Origin of the sequence: Streptomyces sp. NPDC101132, from assembly GCF_044759225.1 — a bacterium.
Classification (GTDB): Bacteria; Actinomycetota; Actinomycetes; order Streptomycetales; family Streptomycetaceae; genus Streptomyces.
In genome coordinates, this window is record NZ_JBIVYX010000003.1 from 179,515 (window position 1) to 202,846 (window position 23,332).

General features: G+C 74.0%; 23 protein-coding genes. 8 read left to right on the forward strand and 15 right to left on the reverse strand.

Annotated elements, in window-relative coordinates; all coding sequences use genetic code 11:
• Window positions 1–2 precede the first annotated feature (2 nt).
• Window positions 3–1,436, forward strand: coding sequence for a PepSY-associated TM helix domain-containing protein (locus tag ACIQUR_RS08385; RefSeq protein ID WP_403660325.1), 1,434 nt, complete (start codon window positions 3–5; stop codon window positions 1,434–1,436).
• Between the two features lie 87 nt (window positions 1,437–1,523).
• On the opposite strand, the gene ACIQUR_RS08390 is transcribed toward ACIQUR_RS08385, so the two are convergent.
• Together ACIQUR_RS08390 and glnII are read right to left on the reverse strand one after the other, a co-directional pair.
• Window positions 1,524–2,240, reverse strand: a complete 717-nt coding sequence (locus ACIQUR_RS08390) for a winged helix-turn-helix domain-containing protein (RefSeq protein ID WP_403660328.1) — start codon at window positions 2,238–2,240, stop codon at window positions 1,524–1,526.
• 373 nt (window positions 2,241–2,613) lie between these two features.
• Entirely contained in the window at window positions 2,614–3,639 is a 1,026-nt protein-coding gene (gene glnII, locus ACIQUR_RS08395) for a glutamine synthetase (protein ID WP_403660331.1), read from the reverse strand.
• 181 nt (window positions 3,640–3,820) lie between these two features.
• On the opposite strand from glnII, the gene ACIQUR_RS08400 reads away from it, so the two are divergent.
• Window positions 3,821–4,744: a Gfo/Idh/MocA family protein gene (locus tag ACIQUR_RS08400; protein WP_403660334.1), complete on the forward strand. Its 924-nt coding sequence runs from the start codon at window positions 3,821–3,823 to the stop codon at window positions 4,742–4,744.
• On the opposite strand, the gene ACIQUR_RS08405 is transcribed toward ACIQUR_RS08400, so the two are convergent.
• Together ACIQUR_RS08405 and ACIQUR_RS08410 are read right to left on the reverse strand one after the other, a co-directional pair.
• Window positions 4,737–5,315, reverse strand: coding sequence for a hypothetical protein (locus ACIQUR_RS08405; RefSeq protein WP_403660337.1), 579 nt, complete (start codon window positions 5,313–5,315; stop codon window positions 4,737–4,739). The two genes, ACIQUR_RS08400 and ACIQUR_RS08405, sit on opposite strands and share 8 nt — an antisense overlap.
• 64 nt (window positions 5,316–5,379) lie before the next feature.
• Window positions 5,380–5,748, reverse strand: a complete 369-nt coding sequence (locus ACIQUR_RS08410) for an arsenate reductase family protein (protein WP_403660340.1) — start codon at window positions 5,746–5,748, stop codon at window positions 5,380–5,382.
• Between the two features lie 121 nt (window positions 5,749–5,869).
• On the opposite strand from ACIQUR_RS08410, the gene ACIQUR_RS08415 reads away from it, so the two are divergent.
• Together ACIQUR_RS08415 and ACIQUR_RS08420 are read left to right on the forward strand one after the other, a co-directional pair.
• Complete coding sequence (locus tag ACIQUR_RS08415) at window positions 5,870–6,124, forward strand: hypothetical protein (RefSeq protein ID WP_403660343.1); 255 nt, start codon at window positions 5,870–5,872, stop codon at window positions 6,122–6,124.
• A gap of 118 nt (window positions 6,125–6,242) precedes the next feature.
• The gene (locus ACIQUR_RS08420; protein WP_403660345.1) at window positions 6,243–7,724 is read left to right on the forward strand and encodes an FG-GAP-like repeat-containing protein; all 1,482 of its coding nucleotides are present in this window, start codon (window positions 6,243–6,245) and stop codon (window positions 7,722–7,724) included.
• A 76-nt stretch (window positions 7,725–7,800) separates the two neighbouring features.
• Here ACIQUR_RS08420 and ACIQUR_RS08425 read toward each other — a convergent pair whose 3' ends face one another.
• Together ACIQUR_RS08425 and glnA are read right to left on the reverse strand one after the other, a co-directional pair.
• Window positions 7,801–8,259, reverse strand: a complete 459-nt coding sequence (locus ACIQUR_RS08425) for a hypothetical protein (protein ID WP_403660348.1) — start codon at window positions 8,257–8,259, stop codon at window positions 7,801–7,803.
• A gap of 164 nt (window positions 8,260–8,423) precedes the next feature.
• Window positions 8,424–9,833, reverse strand: coding sequence for a type I glutamate--ammonia ligase (gene glnA, locus ACIQUR_RS08430; RefSeq protein ID WP_399939529.1), 1,410 nt, complete (start codon window positions 9,831–9,833; stop codon window positions 8,424–8,426).
• A 263-nt stretch (window positions 9,834–10,096) separates the two neighbouring features.
• On the opposite strand from glnA, the gene ACIQUR_RS08435 reads away from it, so the two are divergent.
• On the forward strand, window positions 10,097–10,564 hold the full coding sequence (locus ACIQUR_RS08435; RefSeq protein WP_403660351.1) for an RDD family protein: 468 nt from the start codon (window positions 10,097–10,099) through the stop codon (window positions 10,562–10,564).
• Between the two features lie 174 nt (window positions 10,565–10,738).
• On the opposite strand, the gene ACIQUR_RS08440 is transcribed toward ACIQUR_RS08435, so the two are convergent.
• From ACIQUR_RS08440 to ACIQUR_RS08460, 5 genes are all read right to left on the reverse strand, one after another.
• On the reverse strand, window positions 10,739–11,443 hold the full coding sequence (locus ACIQUR_RS08440; RefSeq protein ID WP_403660354.1) for a DUF4191 domain-containing protein: 705 nt from the start codon (window positions 11,441–11,443) through the stop codon (window positions 10,739–10,741).
• A gap of 19 nt (window positions 11,444–11,462) precedes the next feature.
• Window positions 11,463–11,651 (reverse strand): hypothetical protein, encoded by a 189-nt coding sequence (locus ACIQUR_RS08445; RefSeq protein ID WP_403661412.1) that lies wholly within the window; start codon window positions 11,649–11,651, stop codon window positions 11,463–11,465.
• 199 nt (window positions 11,652–11,850) lie between these two features.
• Window positions 11,851–12,798: a lipoyl synthase gene (gene lipA / locus ACIQUR_RS08450; protein WP_403660357.1), complete on the reverse strand. Its 948-nt coding sequence runs from the start codon at window positions 12,796–12,798 to the stop codon at window positions 11,851–11,853.
• Window positions 12,799–12,956: 158 nt separating this feature from the next.
• Window positions 12,957–13,769: a lipoyl(octanoyl) transferase LipB gene (gene lipB / locus ACIQUR_RS08455; protein ID WP_403660360.1), complete on the reverse strand. Its 813-nt coding sequence runs from the start codon at window positions 13,767–13,769 to the stop codon at window positions 12,957–12,959.
• 43 nt (window positions 13,770–13,812) lie between these two features.
• Window positions 13,813–14,106, reverse strand: a complete 294-nt coding sequence (locus ACIQUR_RS08460) for a hypothetical protein (RefSeq protein ID WP_403660363.1) — start codon at window positions 14,104–14,106, stop codon at window positions 13,813–13,815.
• Window positions 14,107–14,278: 172 nt separating this feature from the next.
• On the opposite strand from ACIQUR_RS08460, the gene ACIQUR_RS08465 reads away from it, so the two are divergent.
• Window positions 14,279–15,718 (forward strand): regulator, encoded by a 1,440-nt coding sequence (locus ACIQUR_RS08465; RefSeq protein WP_403660366.1) that lies wholly within the window; start codon window positions 14,279–14,281, stop codon window positions 15,716–15,718.
• Window positions 15,719–16,550: 832 nt separating this feature from the next.
• Here ACIQUR_RS08465 and ACIQUR_RS08470 read toward each other — a convergent pair.
• The 3 genes from ACIQUR_RS08470 to ACIQUR_RS08480 all read right to left on the reverse strand — a co-directional run bounded on the left by ACIQUR_RS08470 (window position 16,551) and on the right by ACIQUR_RS08480 (window position 19,707).
• Window positions 16,551–17,786, reverse strand: coding sequence for an FAD-dependent oxidoreductase (locus ACIQUR_RS08470; RefSeq protein ID WP_403660369.1), 1,236 nt, complete (start codon window positions 17,784–17,786; stop codon window positions 16,551–16,553).
• A gap of 148 nt (window positions 17,787–17,934) precedes the next feature.
• Window positions 17,935–18,846 (reverse strand): TIGR01777 family oxidoreductase, encoded by a 912-nt coding sequence (locus tag ACIQUR_RS08475; RefSeq protein ID WP_403660372.1) that lies wholly within the window; start codon window positions 18,844–18,846, stop codon window positions 17,935–17,937.
• Between the two features lie 189 nt (window positions 18,847–19,035).
• The gene (locus ACIQUR_RS08480) at window positions 19,036–19,707 is read right to left on the reverse strand and encodes a VIT family protein (protein ID WP_403661415.1); all 672 of its coding nucleotides are present in this window, start codon (window positions 19,705–19,707) and stop codon (window positions 19,036–19,038) included.
• A gap of 172 nt (window positions 19,708–19,879) precedes the next feature.
• Between ACIQUR_RS08480 and ACIQUR_RS08485 the strand changes: the two genes are divergently transcribed.
• On the forward strand, window positions 19,880–21,136 hold the full coding sequence (locus ACIQUR_RS08485) for a PP2C family protein-serine/threonine phosphatase (protein WP_403660375.1): 1,257 nt from the start codon (window positions 19,880–19,882) through the stop codon (window positions 21,134–21,136).
• Between the two features lie 405 nt (window positions 21,137–21,541).
• Window positions 21,542–22,513 carry a PQQ-binding-like beta-propeller repeat protein gene (locus ACIQUR_RS08490; RefSeq protein WP_403660378.1) on the forward strand — a complete coding sequence of 324 codons (972 nt, stop codon included), beginning with the start codon at window positions 21,542–21,544 and terminating at the stop codon, window positions 22,511–22,513.
• An 85-nt stretch (window positions 22,514–22,598) separates the two neighbouring features.
• Here ACIQUR_RS08490 and ACIQUR_RS08495 read toward each other — a convergent pair whose 3' ends face one another.
• On the reverse strand, window positions 22,599–23,252 hold the full coding sequence (locus ACIQUR_RS08495; RefSeq protein ID WP_403660381.1) for a TetR family transcriptional regulator: 654 nt from the start codon (window positions 23,250–23,252) through the stop codon (window positions 22,599–22,601).
• Window positions 23,253–23,332 lie beyond the last annotated feature (80 nt).

The following is a 23,332-nucleotide window of genomic DNA, read 5'->3' on the forward strand; positions in this document are numbered from 1 at the left end:
TCATGGCCATTGACGATCCCGTGCAGCCCCGCGCCGACGCGCCCGACGCCCCGGACGCCCCGGACGACGGGGAGAACCCCACCACCTGGCGCGCCCTGCGCCCCCTCGTCCGCCGCGTGCACTTCTACGCGGGCGTGCTCATCGCGCCCGTGCTCTTCCTCGCCGCGCTCACCGGCACGCTGTACGCCCTCTCGTACCCGGCCGAGAAGCTCATGTACTCCCACGAGCTCACCGTCCCCGCCGGTGACACGGCCCAGCCGCTGAGCCGGCAGGTCGCCGCCGCCCAGGCTGCGCACCCCGACGGCGAGGTGACCGCCGTCTGGCCCGCCCCCGAGGACGACGCGACCACCCGCGTCCTGATGGACAGCCCCGAAGTCGCCGAGGACCGCACCCTCACCGTCTTCGTCGACCCGTACACCGCGCAGGTCCGCGGCGCGCTGGAGACGTCGGGCGACGCGCTCCCGCTGCGCGCCTGGCTCTCCTCCTTCCACGCGAACCTCCAGCTCGGCGAGACCGGCAGGATCTACAGCGAGCTGGCCGCGTCCTGGATGTGGGTCGTCGCGCTCGGCGGCCTCGCGCTCTGGGTCGGCCGCCGCCGCGCCGCGCGCAAGGCCCTGCCGCTGACCCGGCCCAACCGCAAGGCCACCGGCCGCCGCCGCACGCTCTCCTGGCACGGCTCGGTCGGCCTGTGGGCCGTCACCGGTCTGGTGGTCCTCTCGGCGACCGGCCTGACCTGGTCGACGTACGCGGGAGCCAACATCGACGAGCTGCAGACGAAGCTCGGCGGCTCCACGCCCAGCGTGAGCGCCACCCTCGACGGCGGTGCGGCGGCCGGCGGCGAGCACGCCGGCCACCACATGGGCGGCACCGCGCCGAAGCCCGGCGGTCCTGACGTCGGCATCGACAAGGTGGTCGAGGCGGCCCGCGCCCAGGGCGTGGACAGCACCCTCCAGATCACCCTGCCCGCCGAGGGCAACGGCTACGTGGTCAAGGAGCGCGACAAGCAGTTCCCGACCCACCTCGACTCGGTGGCCGTCGACCCGGCCGACGGCCGGGTCATGGACACGCTGCGGTTCGCGGACCACCCCCTGCTGGCCAAGCTCACCCGGTGGGGCATCGACGTCCACATGGGCATGCTCTTCGGCCTGGCCAACCAGCTCGCGCTGGCCGCCCTCGGCGTCTCCCTGATGTTCCTGGTCTTCTGGGGCTACCGGATGTGGTGGCTGCGCCGCCCGACGCAGGACCGGGCGCTGGGCTTCGGCCGCCCGGTCGCGCGCGGGACCTGGCGCAAGGTGCCGCTGCCGGTGCTGCTGCCGCTCGTGGCCGTCACCGCCGTGGTGGGCTGGTTCGTGCCGCTGCTCGGGATCAGCCTGGTGGCCTTCCTGGTGCTCGACGTGGTGCTGGGCCGGGTCGCGGCGGCGCGGGCCGGCGCGTGACCACGGACAGGCGAAGGGTCCCGTAGGACGGGGCCGCATGCGAAGGGGCCCGCACTCCCTCCTCGGAGTGCGGGCCCCTTCCGCCTGTCACGGCGCGTACTTGTACCCCACCCGCCGGACCGTCTGGATCGCCCCGCGGTGCGCGGTGCCCAGCTTGCGGCGGAGGCGGGCGATGTGGACGTCGACCGTGCGGCCGTCACCGACGTGGCCGTAGCCCCACACGGTGGTGACCAGCTGGTCGCGGCTGTGCACCCGGTGCGGGTTGGCGACCAGGTGGGCCAGCAGCTCGAACTCCAGGTACGTCAGGTCGAGCTCCTCGCCGTCGACCTCGGCCGTGCGCTGGGCCGTGTCGATCCGCACCAGGTCGTCCCCGGTGACGGTGGACTGGGCGGCGGCGGGCGCGGCCGGCGCGGCCGGCGCCGGGACGGCGGCGAAGGCCGGCTGGTGGGCGGACGCCAGGCGGGCGGCGGAGGGGTGGACGGCGGACGGGTGGCCCGACGGGTGGACGGCGGACGGGTGGAGCGCCTGCGGGGACACCGGCTGGGCGCCGAACGGGACCGGCTGCTGCTGGTCCGCGGGTACGAGGACCAGGTAGCCGACCATCGGCGGCTGGCCCGGCAGCGCCGGCACGGTGTGCTGCGGCGCGGGCAGCCAGGTGGCTCCCGGCGGCAGCAGGTCGACCACGCGCGCCACCTCGTCACGGTCGACGGCGCGCAGCCGGTGCCGGCTGGGAGGGAAGGGAAGGGTGGCGGTGGCGGTCGCAGCGGAGGTGGCAGCGGACGGGAAGGAACGGGTGCTGGTCATGAGTGGTCAGCTCTTTCACGCGGAGAGTCGTCGGCAGGAGACGTGCGTCATACCGCGCAGACCGAAGGCCTGTTGGAGAAGGCTTTAGAGGGCCGGCGCGTTCGTCGCGCGGCAACACACCCGGTCGAAGTCGTGATGCTGACGGGAGGGCCAGAACGGCTCGAGGTCGCTGCGACCGGTCGAGGTGTGCGAATTGCTGGCCATGGGCTCATTGAAGCAGATGCAACGCTCCCGTCGTAGTCCCGTCTCACCAGGTAGATGCGGAAGTTCAAATTCCGCCTCGCGCGGGTCTCCGGAACGCACGGAGGAGCGCCCGCCGTCGGCGCGGCGGGCGCTCCTCATCGTCACTTCAGGCCCTGCTGGGACGGCTGTCTCAGACCAGGCCCGCCTTCTCCAGGCCCGAGCAGCAGGTGTCCACGATCAGCCGGGTCACCACGTACGGGTCCACGTTCGCGTTCGGACGGCGGTCCTCGATGTAGCCCTTGCCGTCCTTCTCGACCTGCCACGGGATGCGGACCGAGGCACCGCGGTCGGAGACGCCGTAGCTGAACTCGTTCCACGGGGCGGTCTCGTGCAGACCGGTCAGGCGCTCGTCGATGCCCGCGCCGTAGTTCTTGACGTGGTCGAGCGGCTTCGAGCCCTCGCCCAGCGCCTCGCACGCCGCGATGATCGCCCGGTAGTCCTCGCGCATCGCCTTCGTGGAGAAGTTGGTGTGCGCGCCCGCGCCGTTCCAGTCGCCCTTCACCGGCTTCGGGTTCAGCGTCGCGGAGACGTTGAACTCCTCGGCCGTGCGGTACAGCAGCCAGCGCGCCACCCACAGCTGGTCGGAGACCTCCAGCGGACCGACCGGGCCGACCTGGAACTCCCACTGGCCGGGCATGACCTCGGCGTTGATGCCGGAGATGGCCAGCCCCGCCGTGAGGCAGTGGTCCAGGTGCTTCTCGACGATCTCGCGGCCGAAGATCTCGTCCGAGCCGACGCCGCAGTAGTAGCCGCCCTGCGCGGCCGGGAAGCCGCCGACCGGGAAGCCGAGCGGACGGTGGCCGTCGAAGAAGGTGTACTCCTGCTCGATGCCGAAGACCGACTCCTGCGCGGCGAACTTCTCCGCGACCGGACGCAGCAGCGCACGCGTGTTGGACTCGTGCGGGGTCATGTCGATGTTCAGGACCTCACAGAGCACCAGCACGTTGTTGCCGCCGCGGATCGGGTCCGGGCAGGTGAACACCGGCTGGAGCACGCGGTCGGACGCGTGGCCCTCCGCCTGGTTGGTGCTGGAGCCGTCGAAGCCCCAGATCGGCAGCTCGGCGCCGGGCTCGCCGGGGAGGATCTTCGTCTTGGAGCGGAGCTTGGCCGTCGGCTCGGTGCCGTCGATCCAGATGTACTCGGCCTTGTACGTCACGGGCCCTCATCCTTCGGCTGGCGGTGCTGCGGTTCGCGCTGCGCGGCGCTGCGCACGCTGCGGTGATGACCGCAGCGTGCCAAGACGCGATTTCCCGGCCGTTGCCCATGTGTGAACCCCGTGTTACCGGGGTTTCAGGCCGCGGGGCGGCGTCCCGCCAGGTTTGCGGCAGACTGTGCGCGTGACCATTTCGTACGATTTGAACTCGGGCGGCAGACCGCCCCGCGTCGGACTGCTGGGTACGGGCCCCTGGGCGGCCCGTACCCACGCCCCCGCCCTCGCCGCGCACCCCGGATCCGAGTTCGCGGGCGTGTGGGGCCGGCGCCCCGAAGCCGCGGCCGAGCTGGCCCGTACCCACGACGTGAAGGTGTACGACTCGCCGGACGCGCTGTTCGCGGATTGTGACGCCGTCGCCTTCGCGCTGCCGCCGGACGTGCAGGCCCCGCTGGCCGTCCGGGCCGCCGCCGCGGGCTGCCACCTGCTCCTCGACAAGCCCGTCGCCACCGGCGTCGCCGCCGCCCGCGAACTCCACGAGGCCACCGTCCGCCACGGCGTCGCCGGCGTCGTCTTCCTGACCCTGCGGTTCGCCGAGCCCACCGCGGGCTGGGTGGCCGAGCAGGCCGCGCTCGACGGCTGGTTCACCGCCCGCGCCCACTGGTTCGGCGCCGTGTTCCCGCCCGACGGCACCCGGAGCCCGTACGCCGCCTCGCCCTGGCGCCAGGAGAAGGGCGGCCTTTGGGACGTCGGCCCGCACGCCCTCTCGGTCCTCATCCCGGTGCTCGGCGACGTCACCTCCCTGTCCGCCACCCGGGGCCCCGCCGACCTGGTGCACCTGGCGCTCCGGCACGCCTCGGGCGCCTCCAGCACCGCCGCGCTCACCCTCAGCGCCCCCAGGGAGGCGTCCGGCGTGGGCGTCGAGCTGCGCGGCACCCGGGGCATCGCCACGCTGCCGGACTGGAACGACGTACCCGGCGCGTACGGGCGGGCCCTCGACGCCCTCCTGGAATCCGCCCGCACCGGCGTGCCCCACCCGTGCGACACCGGCTTCGGGCTGCGGCTGACGGAACTGCTGGCGGAGGCGGAGGGCCGGCTGGCGGCTACTTGATGAGGGCGTTGGCCACCACGATGGCCAGCCCGATCGCGGCGTCCGCGACCCCGATGACCAGTGCGGACGCCAGCCGGTAGCCGGTGCGCAGCGCGGCGAGGGCGCCCCAGGCGAACAGCAGCCCGGTGTTCAGTCCGAGCCCGGTCGCGGTGGTGGGCGCGGGGTCCCAGTCGAAGAACCCGGCCAGGCAGAGCAGCAGCACGGTCGGCAGCGCGGCCACGACCATCGGCCACTCGTCGAGCAGGGCCTGGCCGAGCTGCCGCCAGCGGCGGCCGCCGGGCGCTCCCGGGTGCTCGGCCGCGTGCGAGGACATGTGGTGGGCGTACCCGTGCACCAGGCCGGCCGCGGCCACGGTCACCAGCACCCAGGCCGCGTCGTAGAAGGGGGTGTACGGGGCGCCCGCGGACTCGTTCTGGAGCGCCGCCAGCAGGGCACTGGCCAGGATCGTCCCGTACACGCCCCCGAAGGCCCAGGCGGTGCCGCGGTGACTGCCGTGGCCCCCGTGGCCTGCGTGGCCCCCGTCGCCGCGGTGACCGTGGGGGCCGCCGTCGGGGGTCTGGTACTCGTCCACGTCGTTCCTTCCGCTGCCACCCCCCGACCGCGGCAAACGTACGCAAACCGGGATGAGGCCGGCGTCAAGACACGCGCCGGGCCAGCGCCTCGTCCACCGCCTCGGGGGTGCGCGCGACCAGCGCCGTACCGTCGTCGGCGGTGATGATCGGACGCTGGATCAGCTTCGGGTGGGCGGCGAGCGCGGCGATCCACCGTGCGCGGCCGGCCCCGTCGCGGGCCCAGTCCTTCAGGCCCAGCTCCTTCGCGACGGCCTCGCCGGTGCGCGTGATGTCCCACGGCTCCAGCCCGAGCCGGTCCAGCACGGCCCGGATCTCGTCCTCCGTCGGCACGTCCTCCAGGTAGCGGCGCACGGTGTACTCGGCGCCCTCGGCGTCCAGCCGGGTGAGGGCGCTGCGGCACTTGGAACAGGCCGGGTTGATCCAGATCTCCATGCCGGAAACGGTACCCCCGCAGGCGCTGAAGTGGCCCCCGACCAGGGCCGATTGTCAGTGCCCCGCAGTAAAATCGAAGCAGAAAGAGATGGTCCGACACCCGTCCTGGGGGAGGATGCCGATGGCGACCACCACATTCGTTCCCGTCAAGAAGAAGCCCCTGCCCGCGGGTCTGCCGCGTGAGTGGTACGAGAACCACAACCGCCGCCTGAAGGCCATGCGGCTGGCCATATCCCTGCTCGACTCAGGCACGTACGACGCCAAGCGCGCCACCAACCGCAAGATCCGCACCATGGCCGCGCGCACGGGCATCCACCGCCCCTCCAACACCACCTGCCGCCTGGTCCGCTCCCTGCTGCCGCCGCAGCACTCCTGACCGCACGTGCGCCACCGCCCCCGGGAGAGAACTTCTTCCCCGGGGGCATCCCTTTGCCCGTCCGAGGAGTCTGACCCGGCGCAACGCACACCTGTACGTGAACCCTGGGGGATTCCACATGCGCCTTCGCACCGTCAGTGCGACAGCCCTCTGCACGGCCACCGTCCTCGCCGCCGTCGGCATGGTCCCGGCGAGCGCCACGCCCGCGACGGCTCCCGCGGCCACGGCGGCGGCCGGCGCGCCGAAGGGACCGGACTTCGACGGCGACGGCTACACCGACCTCGCCGTCGCCGCGTACACCGCCACCGCGGGCGGCGTCGCCCGCGCCGGCGCGGTCGCCGTGACCTACGGGTCCGCGGCCGGCATCGGCAAGGAGAAGGCGTCGGTCGTCTCGGCCGCGAGCGAGGGCGTCCCGGGCGACCCGGTCGCCAACGACAAGTGGGGGCAGATCCAGGCCCACGGCGACCTCGACCACGACGGGTACGACGACCTGGTCATCAGGTCACAGAGCCTTGCGAACTCCGACCGGGCCGTCGTCCTCTGGGGTGCCGCCACCGGCCTGGCCGGCGGCACGGTGCTGGACCTCGGCACGCCCTCGGACACCGTCCCCGTGCTCCGCAGCATCCGCATCGCCGACGTCGACGGCGACGGCAGGGACGACATCCTCGGCAGCGCCTACCGCGGCCTCGACCCCGCCAAGCGGACGTGGGGCTTCGGAACGCTCAGGGGGCCCTTCACCCGGGACGGCAGGCCCGCCGGGGTCCGGTACCGCGAGACCTCGGTCACGGAAGGGCTGGCCAACCTCAACGCGGTGGCGGACATGACCGGCGACGGCCTTCCGGACATCCTGACCGTCGGCCACCTGCCCACGGGGAAGAGCGCCTTCCGCGTGTACCGGAACACCCGCACCGGCTTCGCCCTCACCCCGGGCGCGCAAGAGCTGCCCTCCAAGCCGGGGTTCGTGGTCCCCACCGCGGCCGGAGACTTCAACGGCGACGGGTACGAGGACGTCGCGGGCGCTCCCACCTGGTCGTACACGAACCCGTACGGCCAGGTCTACATCGCGTACGGCGGCCCCGCGGGCCTGAGCACCACGCTGAAGCCCCGCGTCATCCACGAGGACACTCCCGGCGTTCCCGGCTCCCGGGACCACGTGGACCGGTGGGGCGAGGCGCTGGCGGCCGGAGACATCGACAAGGACGGGTACGCCGACCTGGTGGTCGGCGCCCCGTGGAAGGACGCCACCGACGCCGCGGGCAAGGAGATCCTGCGTCCCGGCTCCGTCACCGTGCTCCGCGGCAGCGCCAACGGCCTGACCGGCACCGGCGCCAGGACCATCACCCAGTACACCGCGGGCGTCCCCAGCAGCAACGAGCGGCTGGACCACTTCGGCACCGCCGTGAGCGTGACCGACGGCAACAAGGACGGCTACGGCGAGGTGTACGTCGGCGGCGACGGCGAGGACTCGTTCAAGGGCCGGGTCTGGAAGCTCCCCGGCACCGCGTCGGGTGTCACGGGCGCGGGGGCGACCTCGTTCGGCCTCGCGGACCTCGGCGGTCCGGCCGGCGGTGCCTACTTCGGCTCCGGCCTCACCGGCTGACCGGCATCCCCTCGCCCGGGCGCGGAGGTGTGCGCTCGGGCGAGGGGGACGGAGCCGGTACCGGTGTCACCGGTGGTCACTGGTCGGCGGGGACGGTGTCCGTGGTGCCGGGCACCAGGCTGTCCTGGTCCCCCCGGCCGTCGTCGTCGCCGGGACGGTTGCGGTCGTCGTGGCGGCCGTCGTTGCCGTTGCGGTGGTCGTTCCAGTTGCCGTTGTCGTTGCGGTGGTCGCGGTGGTCGTTGACGTCGTTCCGGTGGTCGTCGTTCCAGCGGTGGTCGTGGCGGACCGCGTCCACGTCGTCCCAGCACCAGCTGGGCCGGTGGTCCCAGTCACGGTTGCAGCACTGCTGCCACCACCAGTCGTCCGTGTTGTTCCAGACCCTCTTGCAGCACTCCTGCCACTGGCGCTCGGTCAGGGGACGGTCGTCGCACCGCCACGTCCCGCCGCCCGTGGCCGACGCGCCGGCCATCGGCATCAGACCAAGGGTCAGGCCTGCGGCACCGGTGACGACTGCTGTGACGATCCTGCGGCGCATCTTCATGCACCTCCGCACATCGATCGGGTATTCGGTTTCGGGGCCCTCCTCCACCGTCACCCCGCCGCCGGGGGCCTGTCAAAGCGCGACGGCCCCCGGCCGCGCTCCGAAGAGCGGGGCCGGGGGCCGTTCACCGAGCTCAGACCGGGTGTACCGGCGAGTTCTTACAGGTCGAAGTAGAGCTCGAACTCGTGCGGGTGCGGGCGCAGCTGGATCGGCGCGATCTCGTTGGTGCGCTTGTAGTCGATCCAGGTCTCGATCAGGTCGGGGGTGAAGACGCCACCGGCCAGGAGGTACTCGTGGTCCTCCTCCAGGGCCTTCAGCACGGCCTCCAGGCTGGTCGGGACCTGCGGCACCGCCGCGTGCTCCTCGGGGGCCAGCTCGTAGAGGTCCTTGTCGATCGGCTCCATCGGCTCGATCTTGTTCTTCACACCGTCGAGGCCCGCGAGGAGCAGCGCCGAGAAGGCGAGGTACGGGTTCGACGACGGGTCCGGCGCGCGGAACTCGACGCGCTTGGCCTTCGGGTTCGAGCCCGTGATCGGGATGCGCATGGCGGCGGAGCGGTTGCGCTGCGAGTACACCATGTTCACCGGGGCCTCGAAGCCGGGCACCAGGCGGTGGTAGGAGTTCACCGTCGGGTTGGTGAACGCCAGCAGCGACGGGGCGTGCTTCAGGATGCCGCCGATGTAGTAGCGGGCGGTGTCCGAGAGACCCGCGTAGCCCGTCTCGTCGTAGAAGAGCGGCTCGCCGCCCTGCCACAGCGACTGGTGGACGTGCATGCCCGAGCCGTTGTCACCGAAGATCGGCTTCGGCATGAAGGTCGCGGTCTTGCCGTTGCGCCAGGCGACGTTCTTCACGATGTACTTGAAGAGCATCAGGTCGTCGGCCGCGGCCAGCAGCGTGTTGAACTTGTAGTTGATCTCGGCCTGGCCGGCGGTGCCCACCTCGTGGTGCTGGCGCTCGACCTGGAGGCCCTGGGCGTCGAGCTCCAGGGAGATCTCGGCGCGCAGGTCGGCGAAGTGGTCGACCGGGGCGACCGGGAAGTAACCGCCCTTGTAGCGGACCTTGTAGCCGCGGTTGTTCTCCTCGGCACCGGTGTTCCAGGCGCCGGCCTCGGAGTCGATGTGGTAGAAGCCCTCGTTCGCGGAGGTGGCGAAGCGCACCGAGTCGAACACGTAGAACTCGGCCTCGGGGCCGAAGTACGCGGTGTCGGCGATGCCGGTGGAGGCGAGGTACGCCTCGGCCTTCTTCGCGATGTTGCGCGGGTCGCGGCTGTAGGCCTCGCCCGTGATCGGGTCGTGGATGAAGAAGTTGATGTTGAGCGTCTTGTCCTTGCGGAACGGGTCCAGACGCGCGGTCGACAGGTCGGCGCGGAGCGCCATGTCCGACTCGTGGATCGCCTGGAAGCCGCGGATCGAGGAGCCGTCGAAGGCGAGCTCCTCGTTCGGGTCGAACGCCGCCGCCGGGATGCTGAAGTGCTGCATCACACCGGGCAGGTCGCAGAACCGGACATCAACGAACTTGATGTCGTTGTCCGCGATGTACTTCTTCGCGTCGTCGGCGTTCTGGAACATCCAACTCCTCCTACCCCCGACCCCGGGGGAGGGGCGGGTCGCATAGCTCGTGGTGCGTCAGTGCGGTGGCGCACGCTGACCCGACCATAAGCAGACGGGATTTCTCAAGCATGACCCATTTGTTTCGCACAAGTTAACCGGGGTCACGGCCGTCGGGCCCGACGCAACGCCCGCGGCATCCCCCCGGCATCCCCCGCATCCTCCCGGGGCACCCTCCCGGAGGCCGCCCCGGGCGTGTGTCCGGGGCCGGGTACCGTGGTGGGGTGGACAACAGGCAAGCAATCGGATCGTGGCTCTCGGGACCCCGCGCGGCGGCCGAGGACATGGGCGTCGACTTCGGGTACCGCGGCGAGCGCCTGGGCCTCCCGCAGGAGGGGCCCGGCTCGGTGGCGCGGATGGGACGGCGGTTCGCCGCCCTGTCCATCGACTGGGCCCTGTGCCTGCTGATCGCATACGGGCTGCTCGCCGGCCGTGACTGGCAGGCGATGGGCAACTGGCCCGTGCTCGTCCTGCTCGTGCTGAGCGTGCTCACCGTCGGCACCGTGGGCTTCACCCCCGGCAAGCGGCTGGTCGGCCTCCGCGTGGTGGCCGAGAACGGCGGCCGGCTGGGCATCGGCCGGGTGGCGCTGCGCAGCGTCCTGCTCGTGCTCGTCATCCCGGCGCTGGTCTGGGACCGCGACGGCCGCGGCCTGCACGACCGCCTCTCGCGCGCCGTCCAGGTGCGCATCTGAGAACTGCGCATCCGGGAACGCCGCCTCCGGGTGCGCATCCGGGAACGGCGCGCACCCGGGAAACGCCGCGCGACCGGGAAACGCCGCGCGACCGGAGCGGGCGGACCGCGTACGGGGAAGGGCCCCGGGAACCAGGTTCCCGGGGCCCTTCCCCGTACGCGTGGGAGTGGCGGGTCAGCGCATCTTGTTGCCGCGCGGCATCCGCGCGCCGCCGCGGCCGGGGACCGGGCCCTTCGGCAGCGGCATGTTGCTCATCAGGTCGCCCATCGCCCGCAGCCGGTCGTTGACCGTGGTGACCTGGGGGCCGGCCAGGACGCGCGGCAGCTTCAGCAGCGTCGTGCGGACCTTCTTGAGGGGCACCTCGCCCTCGCCCGTGCCGACGATGATGTCGTGCACCGGGACGTCCGGCATGACGCGCGACATCTTCTTCTTCTCGGCCGCGAGCAGCGACTTCACGCGGTTCGGGTTGCCCTCGGCCACCAGCACGATGCCGGCCTTGCCGACGGCGCGGTGGACGATGTCCTGCTGGCGGTTCATCGCCACGGCCGGGGTGGTCGTCCAGCCGCGGCCCACGTTCTCCAGCACCGCGGCGGCCGCGCCCGGCTGGCCCTCCATCTGCCCGAAGGCGGCGCGCTCGGCCCGGCGGCCGAAGACGATCGCCATCGCCAGGAAGGCCACGATGAAGCCCAGGATCCCGAGGTAGACCGGGTGGTCGATCAGGAAGCCGATCGCAAGGAAGACGCCGAAAGTGACGATTCCCACGCCCGCCACGATCAGACCGACCTTCGGGTCCGCCTTGCGGGTCATCTTGTACGTCATTGCGATCTGCTTGAATCGCCCGGGTGTCGCAGCAGCGGCTGCGTTTGCCTTCCTCGCCATGTACCGAAGTTTACGTGTCTTACGGCAGACGGGTAGCCACGGCCTCGAGCGCGTGCTCGGTTTCGACCCGGTCGCTGGCGCGGCGGCGGTCCTCCAGTACAGCCGTCCAGGCGTTGCGGCGCGCGGTGCGCATGAGCAGGGATTCGACGGCGCGGAGCGCGTCGGTGACGGTCGGGATGGCGGTGGCGCGTAGGGGCGCGGCCTGCATGGTGTCGATCCCTTCGTGGTGCGCTCGGCCGGGGGACGGCGTGCTGCCGTGTGCGGTGCGTGCGGCAATCGTCACTGACTGGTGTTACCAGTGCGTGACCGGTCGGTCAAACAGTGATGAAACCTTGATGGGGGCGCGTGGGGCCGGAGTGACACCGGAACAGCGGAGCGGCCCGTGTTCCCACGGGCCGCTCCGTCCGTCACACCGTCGCGCGCTTGTCCATCGCCTGCTGGTAGAGGCGGCCGGCGCGGTACGAGGACCTGACCAGCGGGCCGGACATCACGCCCGAGAAGCCGATCTCCTCGGCCTCCTTGGCGAGCTCCACGAACTCGTCCGGCTTCACCCAGCGCTCCACGGGGTGGTGCCGCGGCGAGGGCCGCAGGTACTGGGTGATCGTGATGAGTTCGCAACCCGCTTCGTGCAGGTCGCGCAGCGCCTGGCTGATCTCCTCGCGCTCCTCGCCCATGCCGAGGATCAGGTTCGACTTGGTCACCAGGCCGTACGCGCGGGCCTGGGTGATCACGTCGAGCGAGCGCTCGTAGCGGAAGCCGGGGCGGATCCGCTTGAAGATCCGCGGCACGGTCTCGATGTTGTGCGCGAAGACCTCGGGGCGGGAGGCGAAGACCTCCTCCAGCAGCTCCGGCACCGCGTTGAAGTCGGGGGCCAGCAGCTCGACCTTGGTGTGCCCGCCCTCACGGCCGGCGGTCTGCTGGTGGATCTGGCGCACGGTCTCGGCGTACAGCCAGGCGCCGCCGTCCGCCAGGTCGTCGCGGGCGACGCCGGTGATGGTGGCGTAGTTCAGGTCCATCGTGACGACGGACTCGCCCACGCGGCGGGGCTCGTCGCGGTCCAGGGCCTGCGGCTTGCCGGTGTCGATCTGGCAGAAGTCACAGCGCCGGGTGCACTGGTCGCCGCCGATGAGGAAGGTGGCCTCGCGGTCCTCCCAGCACTCGTAGATGTTCGGACAACCGGCCTCCTGGCACACGGTGTGCAGGCCCTCGCTCTTCACGAGGCTCTGCATCGCCTTGTACTCGGGACCCATCTTCGCCCGGGTCTTGATCCACTCGGGCTTGCGCTCGATGGGGGTCTGGGCGTTACGGACCTCGAGGCGCAGCATCTTGCGTCCGTCGGGTGCGACTGCGGACACGACCGGCTCCCTGTGACTTTTGATTCCTCGGCGCCCACCAGGGTACGCCCGTTATTCGTACGCTCTTACGTCCGGCCAACCTGAGAGTGCCCGGAGGCATTCCCGCGGTGCCGGAGGGTGTCAGGTCGCGGGCCCTTCGCGGGCCCCGCCCGGACCCGTCAGGAGGCCGCCGGGGCGGCGGCTTCCCGCTCCACCTCGCGGGGCAGCAGGGTGGCGTCGGCCATCACCTCGGCCAGGTGCCGCTCCACGACGGGCAGCACCTCGGCGATGGTGACCTCCCGGCCCAGTTCCTCCGAGAGTGAGGTCACACCCGCGTCGCGGATGCCGCAGGGGATGATCCGGTCGAACCAGGTGCTGTCCGGGTTCACGTTGAACGAGAAGCCGTGCATCGTGACGCCCTTGGCGACGCGGATGCCGATGGCGGCGAGCTTGCGGTCCTCGCGGCGCTGGCCGGCGTTCGAGGGCGCGTACTCGGGGCCGTTCAGCCGCGGGTCGAACTCCTCGTCCGTCAGGCGCGGGTCGAACTCCAGCGTCAGCCCGCCGACCGCGGGGCGCTGCTCGACCGGGTCGCCCAGCACCCAGACGCCCGAGCGGCCCTCGACGCGGGTGGTCTCCAGGCCGAACTCGGCGGCCGTGCGGATCAGGGCGTCCTCCAGCCGGCGCACGTGGGCGACCACGTCCACCGGGCGGGGCAGCTTCATGATCGGGTAGCCGACCAGCTGACCCGGACCGTGCCAGGTGATCTTGCCGCCGCGGTCCACGTCGATGACGGGGGTGCCGTCGAGCGGGCGCTCGTTGTCGGCGGTGCGGCGGCCGGCGGTGTAGACCGGGGGGTGCTCCAGCAGCAGGCAGGTGTCGTCGATCTCGTCCGCGAAGCGGGCGGCGTGGACGCGGCGCTGCTCGTCCCACGCCTCGGTGTACTCGACGGAATCCGGCCCGAAGCCCAGACGGACAAACCGCAGCTCAGCCACCGCAGCGCCTCCTCGTTGAAACTGCTGTGTGCACGTATCGCACTCAGCCAGGGTACGCAGCCGCCGTCCCGGCCGGTCCGGGAGGGGCGTACGGACTGGGCGGCAGCGGCCTGCGGCGCCGGCCGCGCGGGAAGTCCGGGTCCTCCTCGGCGCGGGGCAGCCTGCGGTGTCCCTCGGAGTGGTCGTTCACCCAGCCGCAGACCCCGCACGCGTACCGCCCGTCGAGTCCCGCGATCAGCGTCCCGCACCGGCGGCACTCCGCCTCGGTGATCTCCGGGGCCCGGAGGTGCTCCGGTGCGGAGTCGTGCGGAGGCTCTGCCGGGACGTGCGGGTTCATGCCGGGCAGCGTACGTGGGGGTCAGGGGGTGATCCGTAAAGGGGCACCCCGGTTCTTCGCACGATCGGATGAATGTGGGGCAGAGCAGGCGGCGAGGCCGGAGTTGGCCGCTACATTCACGCCGTTCACAGGGCCGGGTCGACGGTCCGGAAGTCAGGAGACCGTGGAGCCGATGACGGAACGACCCCCGCAGCGCGTCCCCAACCGGCAGCTCGCGGCACTGATCGCCGAGGCGGGCTTCTCCAACGCCGGACTGGCCCGCCGGGTCGACCAGCTCGGCCTGGAGCACGGTCTGGACCTGCGGTACGACAAGACGTCCGTGACCCGGTGGCTGCGCGGTCAGCAGCCGCGCGGCACCACCCCCGCACTGATCGCCGAGGTCTTCACGCGCCGCCTCGGCCGGCGCCTCTCCGCGCAGGACCTCGGCCTGGACGCGTGCGCCCCGGTCTACGCGGGGCTGGAATTCGCCGCCACGCCCGAAGAGGCGGTCGACATCGCCAGCGGCCTGTGGCGCAAGGACTCCGGCAGCCACGCCGAACTCCGCAAGATCGCCTTCACGCCGGCGGGCCTGGTGGTGCCCAGCCGGGACTGGCTGATCGGCCGGCCCGACGAGCGGGTGGGCCGCGGGGAGCTCGCGGCCGGCCCCCGGGTGCCGGGGCAGGGGCGGACCACGGTGCCGCGGCAGCGCCAGATCGACCGGGGCCCGGGACAGCGGGTGACCGGCGGCGACATCGCGGCGCTCCGCTCGGTCTCCGAGCTGTTCCGGGCGCTGGACCACGCGTACGGCGGCGGGCACGCGCGGCAGGCCCTGGTGCGGTACCTGGAGCACGAGGCCGAGCCGATGCTCCGCGGCACGTACGGCGAGACCACCGGCCGGCGGCTGTTCGCGGCCGCGGCCGACCTGACCAGGCTGGCGGGCTGGACCTCGTACGACATCGCCGCGCACGGCCTGGCCCAGCGGTACTTCGTCCAGGCGCTGCGGCTCGCCCAGGCCGCGGGGGACCGGGCGTACGGGTCGTACGTGCTGGTCACCATGAGCCGGCAGGCGGTGTACCTCGGGCACGGCAGGGAGGCCGTCCAGCTGGCCCGGGTCGCCCAGCAGGGCGTGGGCACCGGTGCCCCGCCGGTGGTGCAGGCCCTGCTGCACGCCGCGGAGGCCCGCGGCCACGGGGTGCTGGGCGAGGTGCGGGCCTGCACGGCCTCCCTGGTCCGGGCGGAGCGGTCGCTCGGTGCCGCGCGGCCGGGGGACGACGTGCCGCACTGGGCGCGCTTCTTCGACGAGGCGCAGCTCGCGGACGAGTTCGGGCACGCGCACCGGGACCTCCAGCAGTACCGGGCCGCCGCGCAGCACGCGGAGCGGTCGCTGCAGCTGCGGGCCCCCGGCTACGCGCGGTCCCGGCTGTTCTGCCGGGTGGTCCTGGCCACCGCCCGGCTGGGGCTGGGCGAGCTGGACCAGGCCTGCGCGCTGGGCGCCGAGGCGGCGCAGCAGGCCATGGAGATGCGGTCGGTGCGGGCGGTGGAGTACGTGCGCGACTTCGAGCGGCGCCTGGAGCCGTACCGCGACGCCGCCGCCGTCCGCACGTACCGCGACCGGGTGGCCGCCCTTCCGTAGGCCCGGCCCCGGCCGCCCCGGCCGCCCGTGCGGGGCGCCCCCGTGCGGGCCGCCCCCGTGTGGGGTGCCCCCGTGTGGGGTGCCCCCGTGCTGGCCGCCCCCGTGCGGGCCGCCCCCGTGTGGGGTGCCCCCGTGCCGGCCGCCCCCGTGCCGACCGCCCCGTGTGGGGTGCCCCCGTGTGGGGTGCCCCCGTGCCGGCCGCCCCTGTGCCGGCCGCCCCCGTGCCGACCGCCCCCGTGCCGGCCGCCCCCGTGCCGGCCGCCCCCGTGCCGACCGCCCCGTGTGGGGTGCCCCCGTGCTGGCCGCCCCCGTGTGGGGTGCCCCCGTGCGGGGTGCGGGTCCCGTGCCGGGTGCGGTGGCGCGTGGGTGCGGGCCGTTGCCGCTGCGCGGGGCGTGCCCCACCCCGCCCTTCTCCCGTTCACCGGGGCAGGCCCCGGACCCCCTCCGACCCCGAGCGCCGGGCGGGCTCAAGCCTTCGTGGCCTGCCCCGGATCCCGCGCCTGTGCCGGGCGGGCCGAGGCCCGGGACAGGTCAGGGACCCCTCCGCCCTCACCTGCCGGGCGGGCCGAGGGCCCGGGGCTCCGCCCCGGACCGCGTGCCCCGAACCCCGGCGAGGCTGGACGCGTGGTGCGTTCCAGCCCCTCGGGCGTGTGAGGAGCGGCGGCGTGGGGGCGGAGCCCCCCAGGGGTCCGGGCGCAGCCCGGGGCACCTCGCAGCGGTGGCCGGGGGCGGAACGGCGGAAGGGCGGGTCGGGAAACGGTCCCGGGGCGGCTCGCAGGGCAGGGGGCGGCCGCCCGGCGCGGGGGCGGCCGGGCGGTCCTCCCGGGACGGGTCAGGCGGCGGCGGGGAGCGGGACCCGGGGCTCCGGGGCCGGGATGCCGAAGTCCGCGACCAGCGACTGCGCGGCACGACGGGCGGAGTACAGCGCCCCCTGCACCGTGTTCGTGTCCCGGTGGTCCCCGCACACGTACAGCCCCGCCAGCACCCGCACCGGCCGCCGCAGGTCGTGCGGCGGCGGCATGGCCGGCACCGCCTCCGCCGTGTGGTGCACGGCCAGCAGCTCCCAGTCGGCCACGCCGGCTCCGGGCCCGTACAGGGCCGCCAGGTGGGCCCGTACGTCCCGCTCGGCCGGCGGCGGACCCAGCACCGTGGAGGAGACCAGCGACGTGCCGAGCGGCGCCCGGCGCGGATCCACGGCGGACATCACGGCGGTGTGCGCCACCGGGCCGCGCCCCTCCGCCTCCAGCAGCAGCGAGGCGTCCCCCGGCACCCGGCCCGCCACCGCGTGGTGGAAGACCGTCACCGGATGGAAGTCCGGCACCCGCAGCCCCGGCAGCAGCTCCGCCGCCTCCCGGGCCCCGGTCGCCAGCAGCACCGCCCGGCAGCGGAACTCACCGTGCTCCTCGGTCCGCACCAGGCTGGTCGACACCGACCGCACCCGGACCCCCGTGTGCAGGGCGCCCGGCGGCAGTCCGGCCGCCAGCAGGGCGGGCAGGGCCGCCGCACCGCCCTCCGGCACCGCGAGCCGCCCTCGCGCGAAGCCCCGCAGGGCCAGGTCCGCGACCCGGCTGGAGGTGCCCAGACCGGCATCGGACAGCAGGGTGGCCAGCAGCGGCCGCAGCACCCCGGCGAAGGGCCGCGGCAGCGCCGCGAGCGCGGACCGCTCCGGCCGGGCCGCCAGCCGGTCCACCGGCACGGCGGCGTGCCGGGCCAGCGCCGCGTTCAGCAGGGAACCCCCGGCCAGCGCCCGGGCGGCGGTCCTGGTGCCGCCCACCCGCTGCTGCCGGCCGTCCCCGCAGACCAGTGCGCCCGGGGCGAAGGTCCGCAGCGGGAGGCCGGCCAGCCCCGGGGTGCGGGCCAGCTCCGGGTACGAGGTGTTGAGGAGCTGGCCGATCCGGTCCAGCCGGAACCCGTCGACGGTCTCGGTGGCCATCCGGCCGCCGGGCTGCTGCGCCGCCTCCAGGACGGTGACGTTGATACCGGCGCCGACGAGATGGTGGGCGGCCGCGAGTCCCGCGACTCCCGCTCCCACGATGACGACGTCCGCGTGATGCGCGCTGCTGAGCACGTGCCCCTCCCCGAGGTCGGTCGGCGCTGGCGGTGTGGTGTGGGGAACCTCCTTCCCCCAACACGCTCCACCAGAACCCGAGTCGGCCTAAGGAGTGGGCGCAAGTCCGGTCGCATGCGGTCGCACGCCGGTCGCACAACGGTCGTATTCAGTCGCCCCGGCGATCCGCGGTGAGCGCCCACCGCAGCGCGTCCTCCACCGTCGGGTCCTGGAACCGGAACCCCGCGTCCAGCAGCCGCCGCGGCACCGCCCGCTGACCCGTCAGCACGTCCTCCGCGAACTCGCCCAGCACCAGCCGGATCGCGGGCGCCGGCACCGCGAAGACCGTCGGCCGGTGCAGCAACCGGCCCAGCACGGCCGTCATCTCACGGTTCGTCACCGGAGCGGGTCCGGTCAGGTTCACCGGTCCCGACAGCCCGTCCTCGTCGATCAGGAACCGCAGCGCCGCCACGTGGTCGCGCAGCGACATCCAGCTCATGTACTGGCGGCCGGTGCCCAGCCGCCCGCCGAGCCCCGCCCGGAAGAGCGGAATCAGCCGCCGGCCCCAGGCGCCGCCCCGGCCGGCCACCACGGGCCCGGTGCGGGTGAAGACCGTACGGACCCCCGCCTCCCGTGCCGGGGCGGTGGCCGCCTCCCACTCCACGCACAGGGACGGCAGGAACCCGCCGGCCACGGGGGAGTCCTCGTCCACCGTGCGGTCGCCCGTGTCGCCGTAGACACCCACGCCCGAGGCGTTCACCAGCACCCGCGGCGGCTCGGGCAGGGCGGCGAGGGCGGCCGCGAGCGTGCGGGTGCCCAGCACCCGGCTGTCGCGGATCTCCTTCTTGTACGCCTCGGTCCAGCGGTGGTCGCCCAACCCGGCGCCGGCAAGGTTGACCACGGCCGCGCACCCGGTCAGGCCGGACTCCTCGACGTACCCGCGCTTCGGGTCCCAGGCGGCCTCGTCGGGCCCGCGCGGCGGCCGCCGCACCAGGCGGCACACCTCGTGCCCGTCCGCACGCAGGGAGCGCACCAGCGCCGTGCCGATGAGTCCGGCCGAGCCGGTGACCGCGATCCGCATGCCCCGACCCTAACGGGCCCGCCCCGTGCCGGAGCCGCCGGTGCGCCCAACTCGCTGGTGCGAGCCGGTCCGCGCCACCCGTCACGGGGGGCGGGGGCGGCCGGGCGCGGGAGGCGACGGCGGTGCCGTCCCCCGGGCCGGCCGGCGCCCCCTCCCGCGCCCGGAGCGGTCCGGCACGATCGAGAGGCCCTACACCCCGTTCGCGCTCAGGAGGTGGCCGGCGGCGTACGTGACCGCCATCGCGAGGCCGCCGCCCGCCATGTTGCGGACCACCGCCCGCAGCGGCGGGGCGCCGCCCAGGCCGGCGCTCACCCGGCCGCACACGGCCAGGGCCAGCAGCACCGCGGCCACCGTCACCGGCACCCGCTGCGAGGGGGCCGGCAGCAGGATGGCGAGCAGCGGCAGCAGCGCGCCCACGGTGAAGGACACGAAGCTGGCCAGCGCCGCGTGCCAGGGGTTGGCCAGCTCGTCCGGCTCGATGCCCAGCTCGACGCGGGCGTGCGCGCGCAGCGCGTCCCGCTCCGTGAGCTGGACGGCCGCCTCCCGGGCCACGTCCCGGCTCAGGCCGCGCGCCGCCAGCAGCCCGGTCAGCTCCTCCAGCTCCGCCTCCGGGTCCTCGGCCAGCTCCTGCCGCTCGGTCTCCAGGGCCGCCCGCTCCGAATCGCGCTGGGAGCTGACGGACACGTACTCCCCGGCGGCCATGGAGAGGGAGCCCGACAGCAGGCCGGCGACGCCGGCCGCGAGGAGCGCGGTCCGCGAGGTGGTGGCGCCGGCCACGCCGACCACCAGGCCGGCGGTGGAGATGATGCCGTCGTTCGCGCCCAGGACGCCCGCCCGCAGCCAGTTCAGCCGGGTGCTCATGGCGGCCGACCGGCCCTCCGGGGCTTCCGGCGGTTCCTGGGCGAGTTCGGGTTCCTGGGTCACGGGCGAGCCTCCGGTCCGCTGCTCTTCGGTCAGGGCAACACTCTGGTGTGCTCGTCCGTCCGGGGCCACCCGGAATGCGGGGCCGCCCGGGGAGTACGAGGGTGAAGGGGTGAGCAGGCGCCGACGAGGGGACGCGGAGCCCGGCTGGCTGCGGGGCGCGCCGCCCCCCGTCTGGGCCCGGCTGGCCCCGGCCGTGGCACTGGTGGTGCTCTCGCTCGCCCAGTTCCTGACCCCGGAGAACGTGGAGCTCGGCTTCTTCCTCGCCGCGCTGCCGCCGGTCGCCGCCTTCTCGTACGGGGCGCTGGGCACCGCCGCCTTCGGGATCGTCGTCCTGGTGCTGCTCGGGGTGCCGTCGCTGGACGTGGGCCACGCGCAGGGCGTCGACCTGGTGAACGTCGCCCTGGTGGGCCTGCTCAGCGTGGTGATCGCCTGGGTGCGGCGGCGCCGGGACGCGCAGCTGGTGAGCGTGCGCACGGTGGCCGAGGCGGCGCAGCTCGCGGTGCTGCCGCCGGTGCCGGAGCGGGTGGGGGACGTGCGGTGCGCCGGGCTCTACCGGGCCGCGCAGCGCGGCACGCTGGTGGGCGGCGACCTCTACGACGTACGGGCGGGTCCCTACGGCGTACGGGCCATCGTGGCGGACGTGCAGGGGCACGGGCTGGCCGCGGTGGGGACGGTGGCGGGGCTGCTGGGCGCGTTCCGCGAGGGGGCGCTCGACGACGCCGGTCTGGACGCGGTGGCGGCCCGGCTGGACCGCAGGCTGCTGGAGGACTCCGCGGCGGTGGAACACGACGAGCTGTTCGCCACCGCCGTCCTGCTGGAGTTCCCGCCGGGCAGCGGAGCCGTGCGGATCCTGTCCTGCGGGCACCCGCCGGTGCTGCGGCTGCGCGGTACGGCCGTGACCCCGCTCGTCGTGGATCCGGGGCCGCCGCTGGGGCTGGGGCTGTCCGGCCTGGCGCGGCCGGTGGTGGGGGAGGTCCGGCTGGCGCCGGGGGACCGGGTGCTGGCCCACACCGACGGCGTCACCGAGGCCAGGGACGGAGACGGGGTCTTCTACCCGCTGCTGGAGCGGCTCCCGGCACTGGTCGCCGAGGCGGGCGCCGGTGCCGCCCCGCCGGAGGGGGTGGTCGACACGGTCTGGCGCGACCTGTACGCGTACACCCGTGGCCCGGAGGACGACGTGGCCCTCCTGCTGCTGGCCCCCGACGCCACCCCGGGCGACGACCCGGGCCAGGCCCCCGGTGACGCCCCGCTCCGGGCCGGGGCCGACGCCCCGCACCAGGCCCCCGACGACGACCCGGTCCAGGCCCCGGGCGAGGGCCCCGACCACGCCTCGGACCACGCCCCGGGCCGCCTGGGCCCGTCCTGAACCGCCCGAGCCGCCCCTCCGGACCGGCCCGCACCAGCACCGCCCACCCCGCTCCGCCAGGGAATCCGCACCGCCCCGGCCCGGCGCCCCCGCCCGGCGCCCCCGCCCGGCGCCGCCGGGGAGGTCGTATCGGGCCGGCCCGCGGCACCGGCCCGGCACGCCGGGAGGAGGCCGGACGGGCCGGACCGTCGGAGCCCGCCCGGCAGCCGCCGGGAGGCGCCCCGTGGCGTCGGCGCCCTCCTCGGCCCCGCGCGGCGGCGGTGCCTCGCCCGCTCCGGGCCGATCCGGAAGACAGGGCCTGGGCCGTCTCTTTCGGATCTTGCCCTTTCCGCGCCGCCCCGTACCGAGCCTCGCCGCGTACGGGGCACCGTCGTCGAGGGTGGCCGCCTGTGGTGGGATGGCCCAATGATCGCCACAGTGCTCTGGGAGCGCGCACTGCACCAGCGGGGCGGCGCTTCCGTTTTCCTCGTGGGGCCGGACTGTGTCGTCCTGCACGAGCGGCACACCCGGCTGGTCTGTCTGGAGGGCGCCGACGGCGCGGTGCGCTGGGATGTCCCGCTGGGTACGTGGCCGCGTGGGATGGTCCTCGCGGGGGACCGTGTGCTGGTGTTGCCACAAGCACCGGACCTGTTGTCCTGCATCGATCTGGGGACGGGTGCGTCGCTGTGGAGCACTCCGGCACCGAGGTGGACGGGGAACCTCGCGGTCCATTCGGACACCGTGGTGATAGGCGGTTGGCGTGGCTACACCCCGATGATGGGCCTGGATCTCGCCGACGGGGGCGTCCGGTGGACGACACCGTCGCCGGTGACATCCGTACGGACGCTCTCGTGGGCCGGCGGGGTGCTGGCTGGCTGCGGGTACGAGGTGGTTCTCCTCGATCCGGCAGACGGGAGCGACCTGGTGCGGTGGCGGCTGCCGGATCCGCTCGCGGGGCCCGACGCGAACGTGTTCGTCCCGGTGGACGCGGAGCGCGTGGTGGCCGTCTGCGAGGCCTCGTCGCTGGTGACCTTCGGGATCGGCGCGGACGGGCCCTGCCGGCTCGGGTCCTACGATCCGTTCTGGGCGGTCGGGTACGTCCACGGGTCGGTCTGGATGATGCGGTCAGGCGGAGGGTTGCTCGCGGTGGATCCCGCCGACGGGACGTCGCCGTGGTCGGTCGAGGCGGATCGGCGGTTGGTGGTCGAGCCACTGCCGTACGCCGATGGCCTCCTGGTGGGGGACGCCAACGGCGGCATCCGGTGGCTGGGGCCCGACGGCCGTGCGCTGGCGGGATGTTCCCTGCCGGGTCGGCGTCTGGACGCATTGGCCGCCGCTGGCGACGGGGGGCTGTTCTTTGCGGCGAAGGGCACCTTCGGCTCCTTCACCCTGATCTGAAAGCCCGGCGGCCGAGCACATCCACAGCCGGCGTGGGTGCCCTCTCCGTCCGCGAGCACACAAGGCCTGGTCCGAAAGAGACGGCCTAGCGTCGGGCCAGGACCCTCATGCCGCCCGTGAGTTCGCGGAGGCAGCGTACGGCCAGTTCCGCCGGGGAGCCCGGGCCCCGCTGCGGGGCGTCGCCGGCGGCCCAGACCTCCAGCGCGACGCGGATGGCGTCGGTGGCCGCGGCCGCCAGCAGCCGGATCTCCAGCGGGTCCGCCGCGTCACCGGCCAGCCGCGCCAGCACCGGGACCAGCCGCTCCTCGGAATCCTGGTTCACCCGGAACCACACCGCGCGCAGGGCGGGGTCGTCCACCGAGGCGCGCAGCAGCCCGCGGGTCCACTCCAGGCCCTCCTCGCCGTCGGGGAGGGTCAGCGACGAGGTGATCGCGCGCTCTATGGCCGGCCTCAGCGGCACCCCCGGCTCCTCCGCCTCCAGCAGCGCCCGCCACGCGTCGCCGCCGCCGGCCAGCAGCGGCGCCACGGCGTCCTGCTTGCTGCGGAAGTAGCGGTAGAAGGTGCGCAGCGCGACCCCCGCCCGCCGGGCGATGTCCTCGGCGGTCGTGCCGTCGGGCCCGTGCTCGGCGAACAGCGCGCAGGCGGCCCGCGCGATGTCCAGCTGCGTGGCCGCCTTGCGGCGCTCCGTGAGGGACTGGCCGGGGCCGGTGGCGGGGGAGTAGGGACGAGGCGATCTCACCCCCGCAGACTACGGCAGGAGGGAGAGCTTTTGCACGGATTGACAGGGTGGCAAACCGTGTCACTTACTCGTAGGGTCAG

Bases quoted from the DNA above. Each gene is read 5' to 3' on its own strand.
- ACIQUR_RS08480 (WP_403661415.1), bottom strand. From the start codon at position 19,707: ATGAGCACCCGGCTGAACTGGCTGCGGGCGGGCGTCCTGGGCGCGAAC.
- ACIQUR_RS08385 (WP_403660325.1), top strand. From the start codon at position 3: ATGGCCATTGACGATCCCGTGCAGCCCCGCGCCGACGCGCCCGACGCC.
- ACIQUR_RS08475 (WP_403660372.1), bottom strand. From the start codon at position 18,846: ATGCGGATCGCGGTCACCGGCTCGGCCGGACTCATCGGCACGGCGCTG.
- ACIQUR_RS08440 (WP_403660354.1), bottom strand. From the start codon at position 11,443: ATGGCGAGGAAGGCAAACGCAGCCGCTGCTGCGACACCCGGGCGATTC.
- ACIQUR_RS08390 (WP_403660328.1), bottom strand. From the start codon at position 2,240: ATGACCAGCACCCGTTCCTTCCCGTCCGCTGCCACCTCCGCTGCGACC.
- ACIQUR_RS08445 (WP_403661412.1), bottom strand. From the start codon at position 11,651: ATGCAGGCCGCGCCCCTACGCGCCACCGCCATCCCGACCGTCACCGAC.
- ACIQUR_RS08465 (WP_403660366.1), top strand. From the start codon at position 14,279: ATGACGGAACGACCCCCGCAGCGCGTCCCCAACCGGCAGCTCGCGGCA.
- ACIQUR_RS08410 (WP_403660340.1), bottom strand. From the start codon at position 5,748: ATGGAGATCTGGATCAACCCGGCCTGTTCCAAGTGCCGCAGCGCCCTC.
- ACIQUR_RS08425 (WP_403660348.1), bottom strand. From the start codon at position 8,259: ATGCGCCGCAGGATCGTCACAGCAGTCGTCACCGGTGCCGCAGGCCTG.
- glnA (WP_399939529.1), bottom strand. From the start codon at position 9,833: ATGTTCCAGAACGCCGACGACGCGAAGAAGTACATCGCGGACAACGAC.
- ACIQUR_RS08490 (WP_403660378.1), top strand. From the start codon at position 21,542: ATGATCGCCACAGTGCTCTGGGAGCGCGCACTGCACCAGCGGGGCGGC.
- ACIQUR_RS08420 (WP_403660345.1), top strand. From the start codon at position 6,243: ATGCGCCTTCGCACCGTCAGTGCGACAGCCCTCTGCACGGCCACCGTC.
- ACIQUR_RS08460 (WP_403660363.1), bottom strand. From the start codon at position 14,106: ATGAACCCGCACGTCCCGGCAGAGCCTCCGCACGACTCCGCACCGGAG.
- ACIQUR_RS08415 (WP_403660343.1), top strand. From the start codon at position 5,870: ATGGCGACCACCACATTCGTTCCCGTCAAGAAGAAGCCCCTGCCCGCG.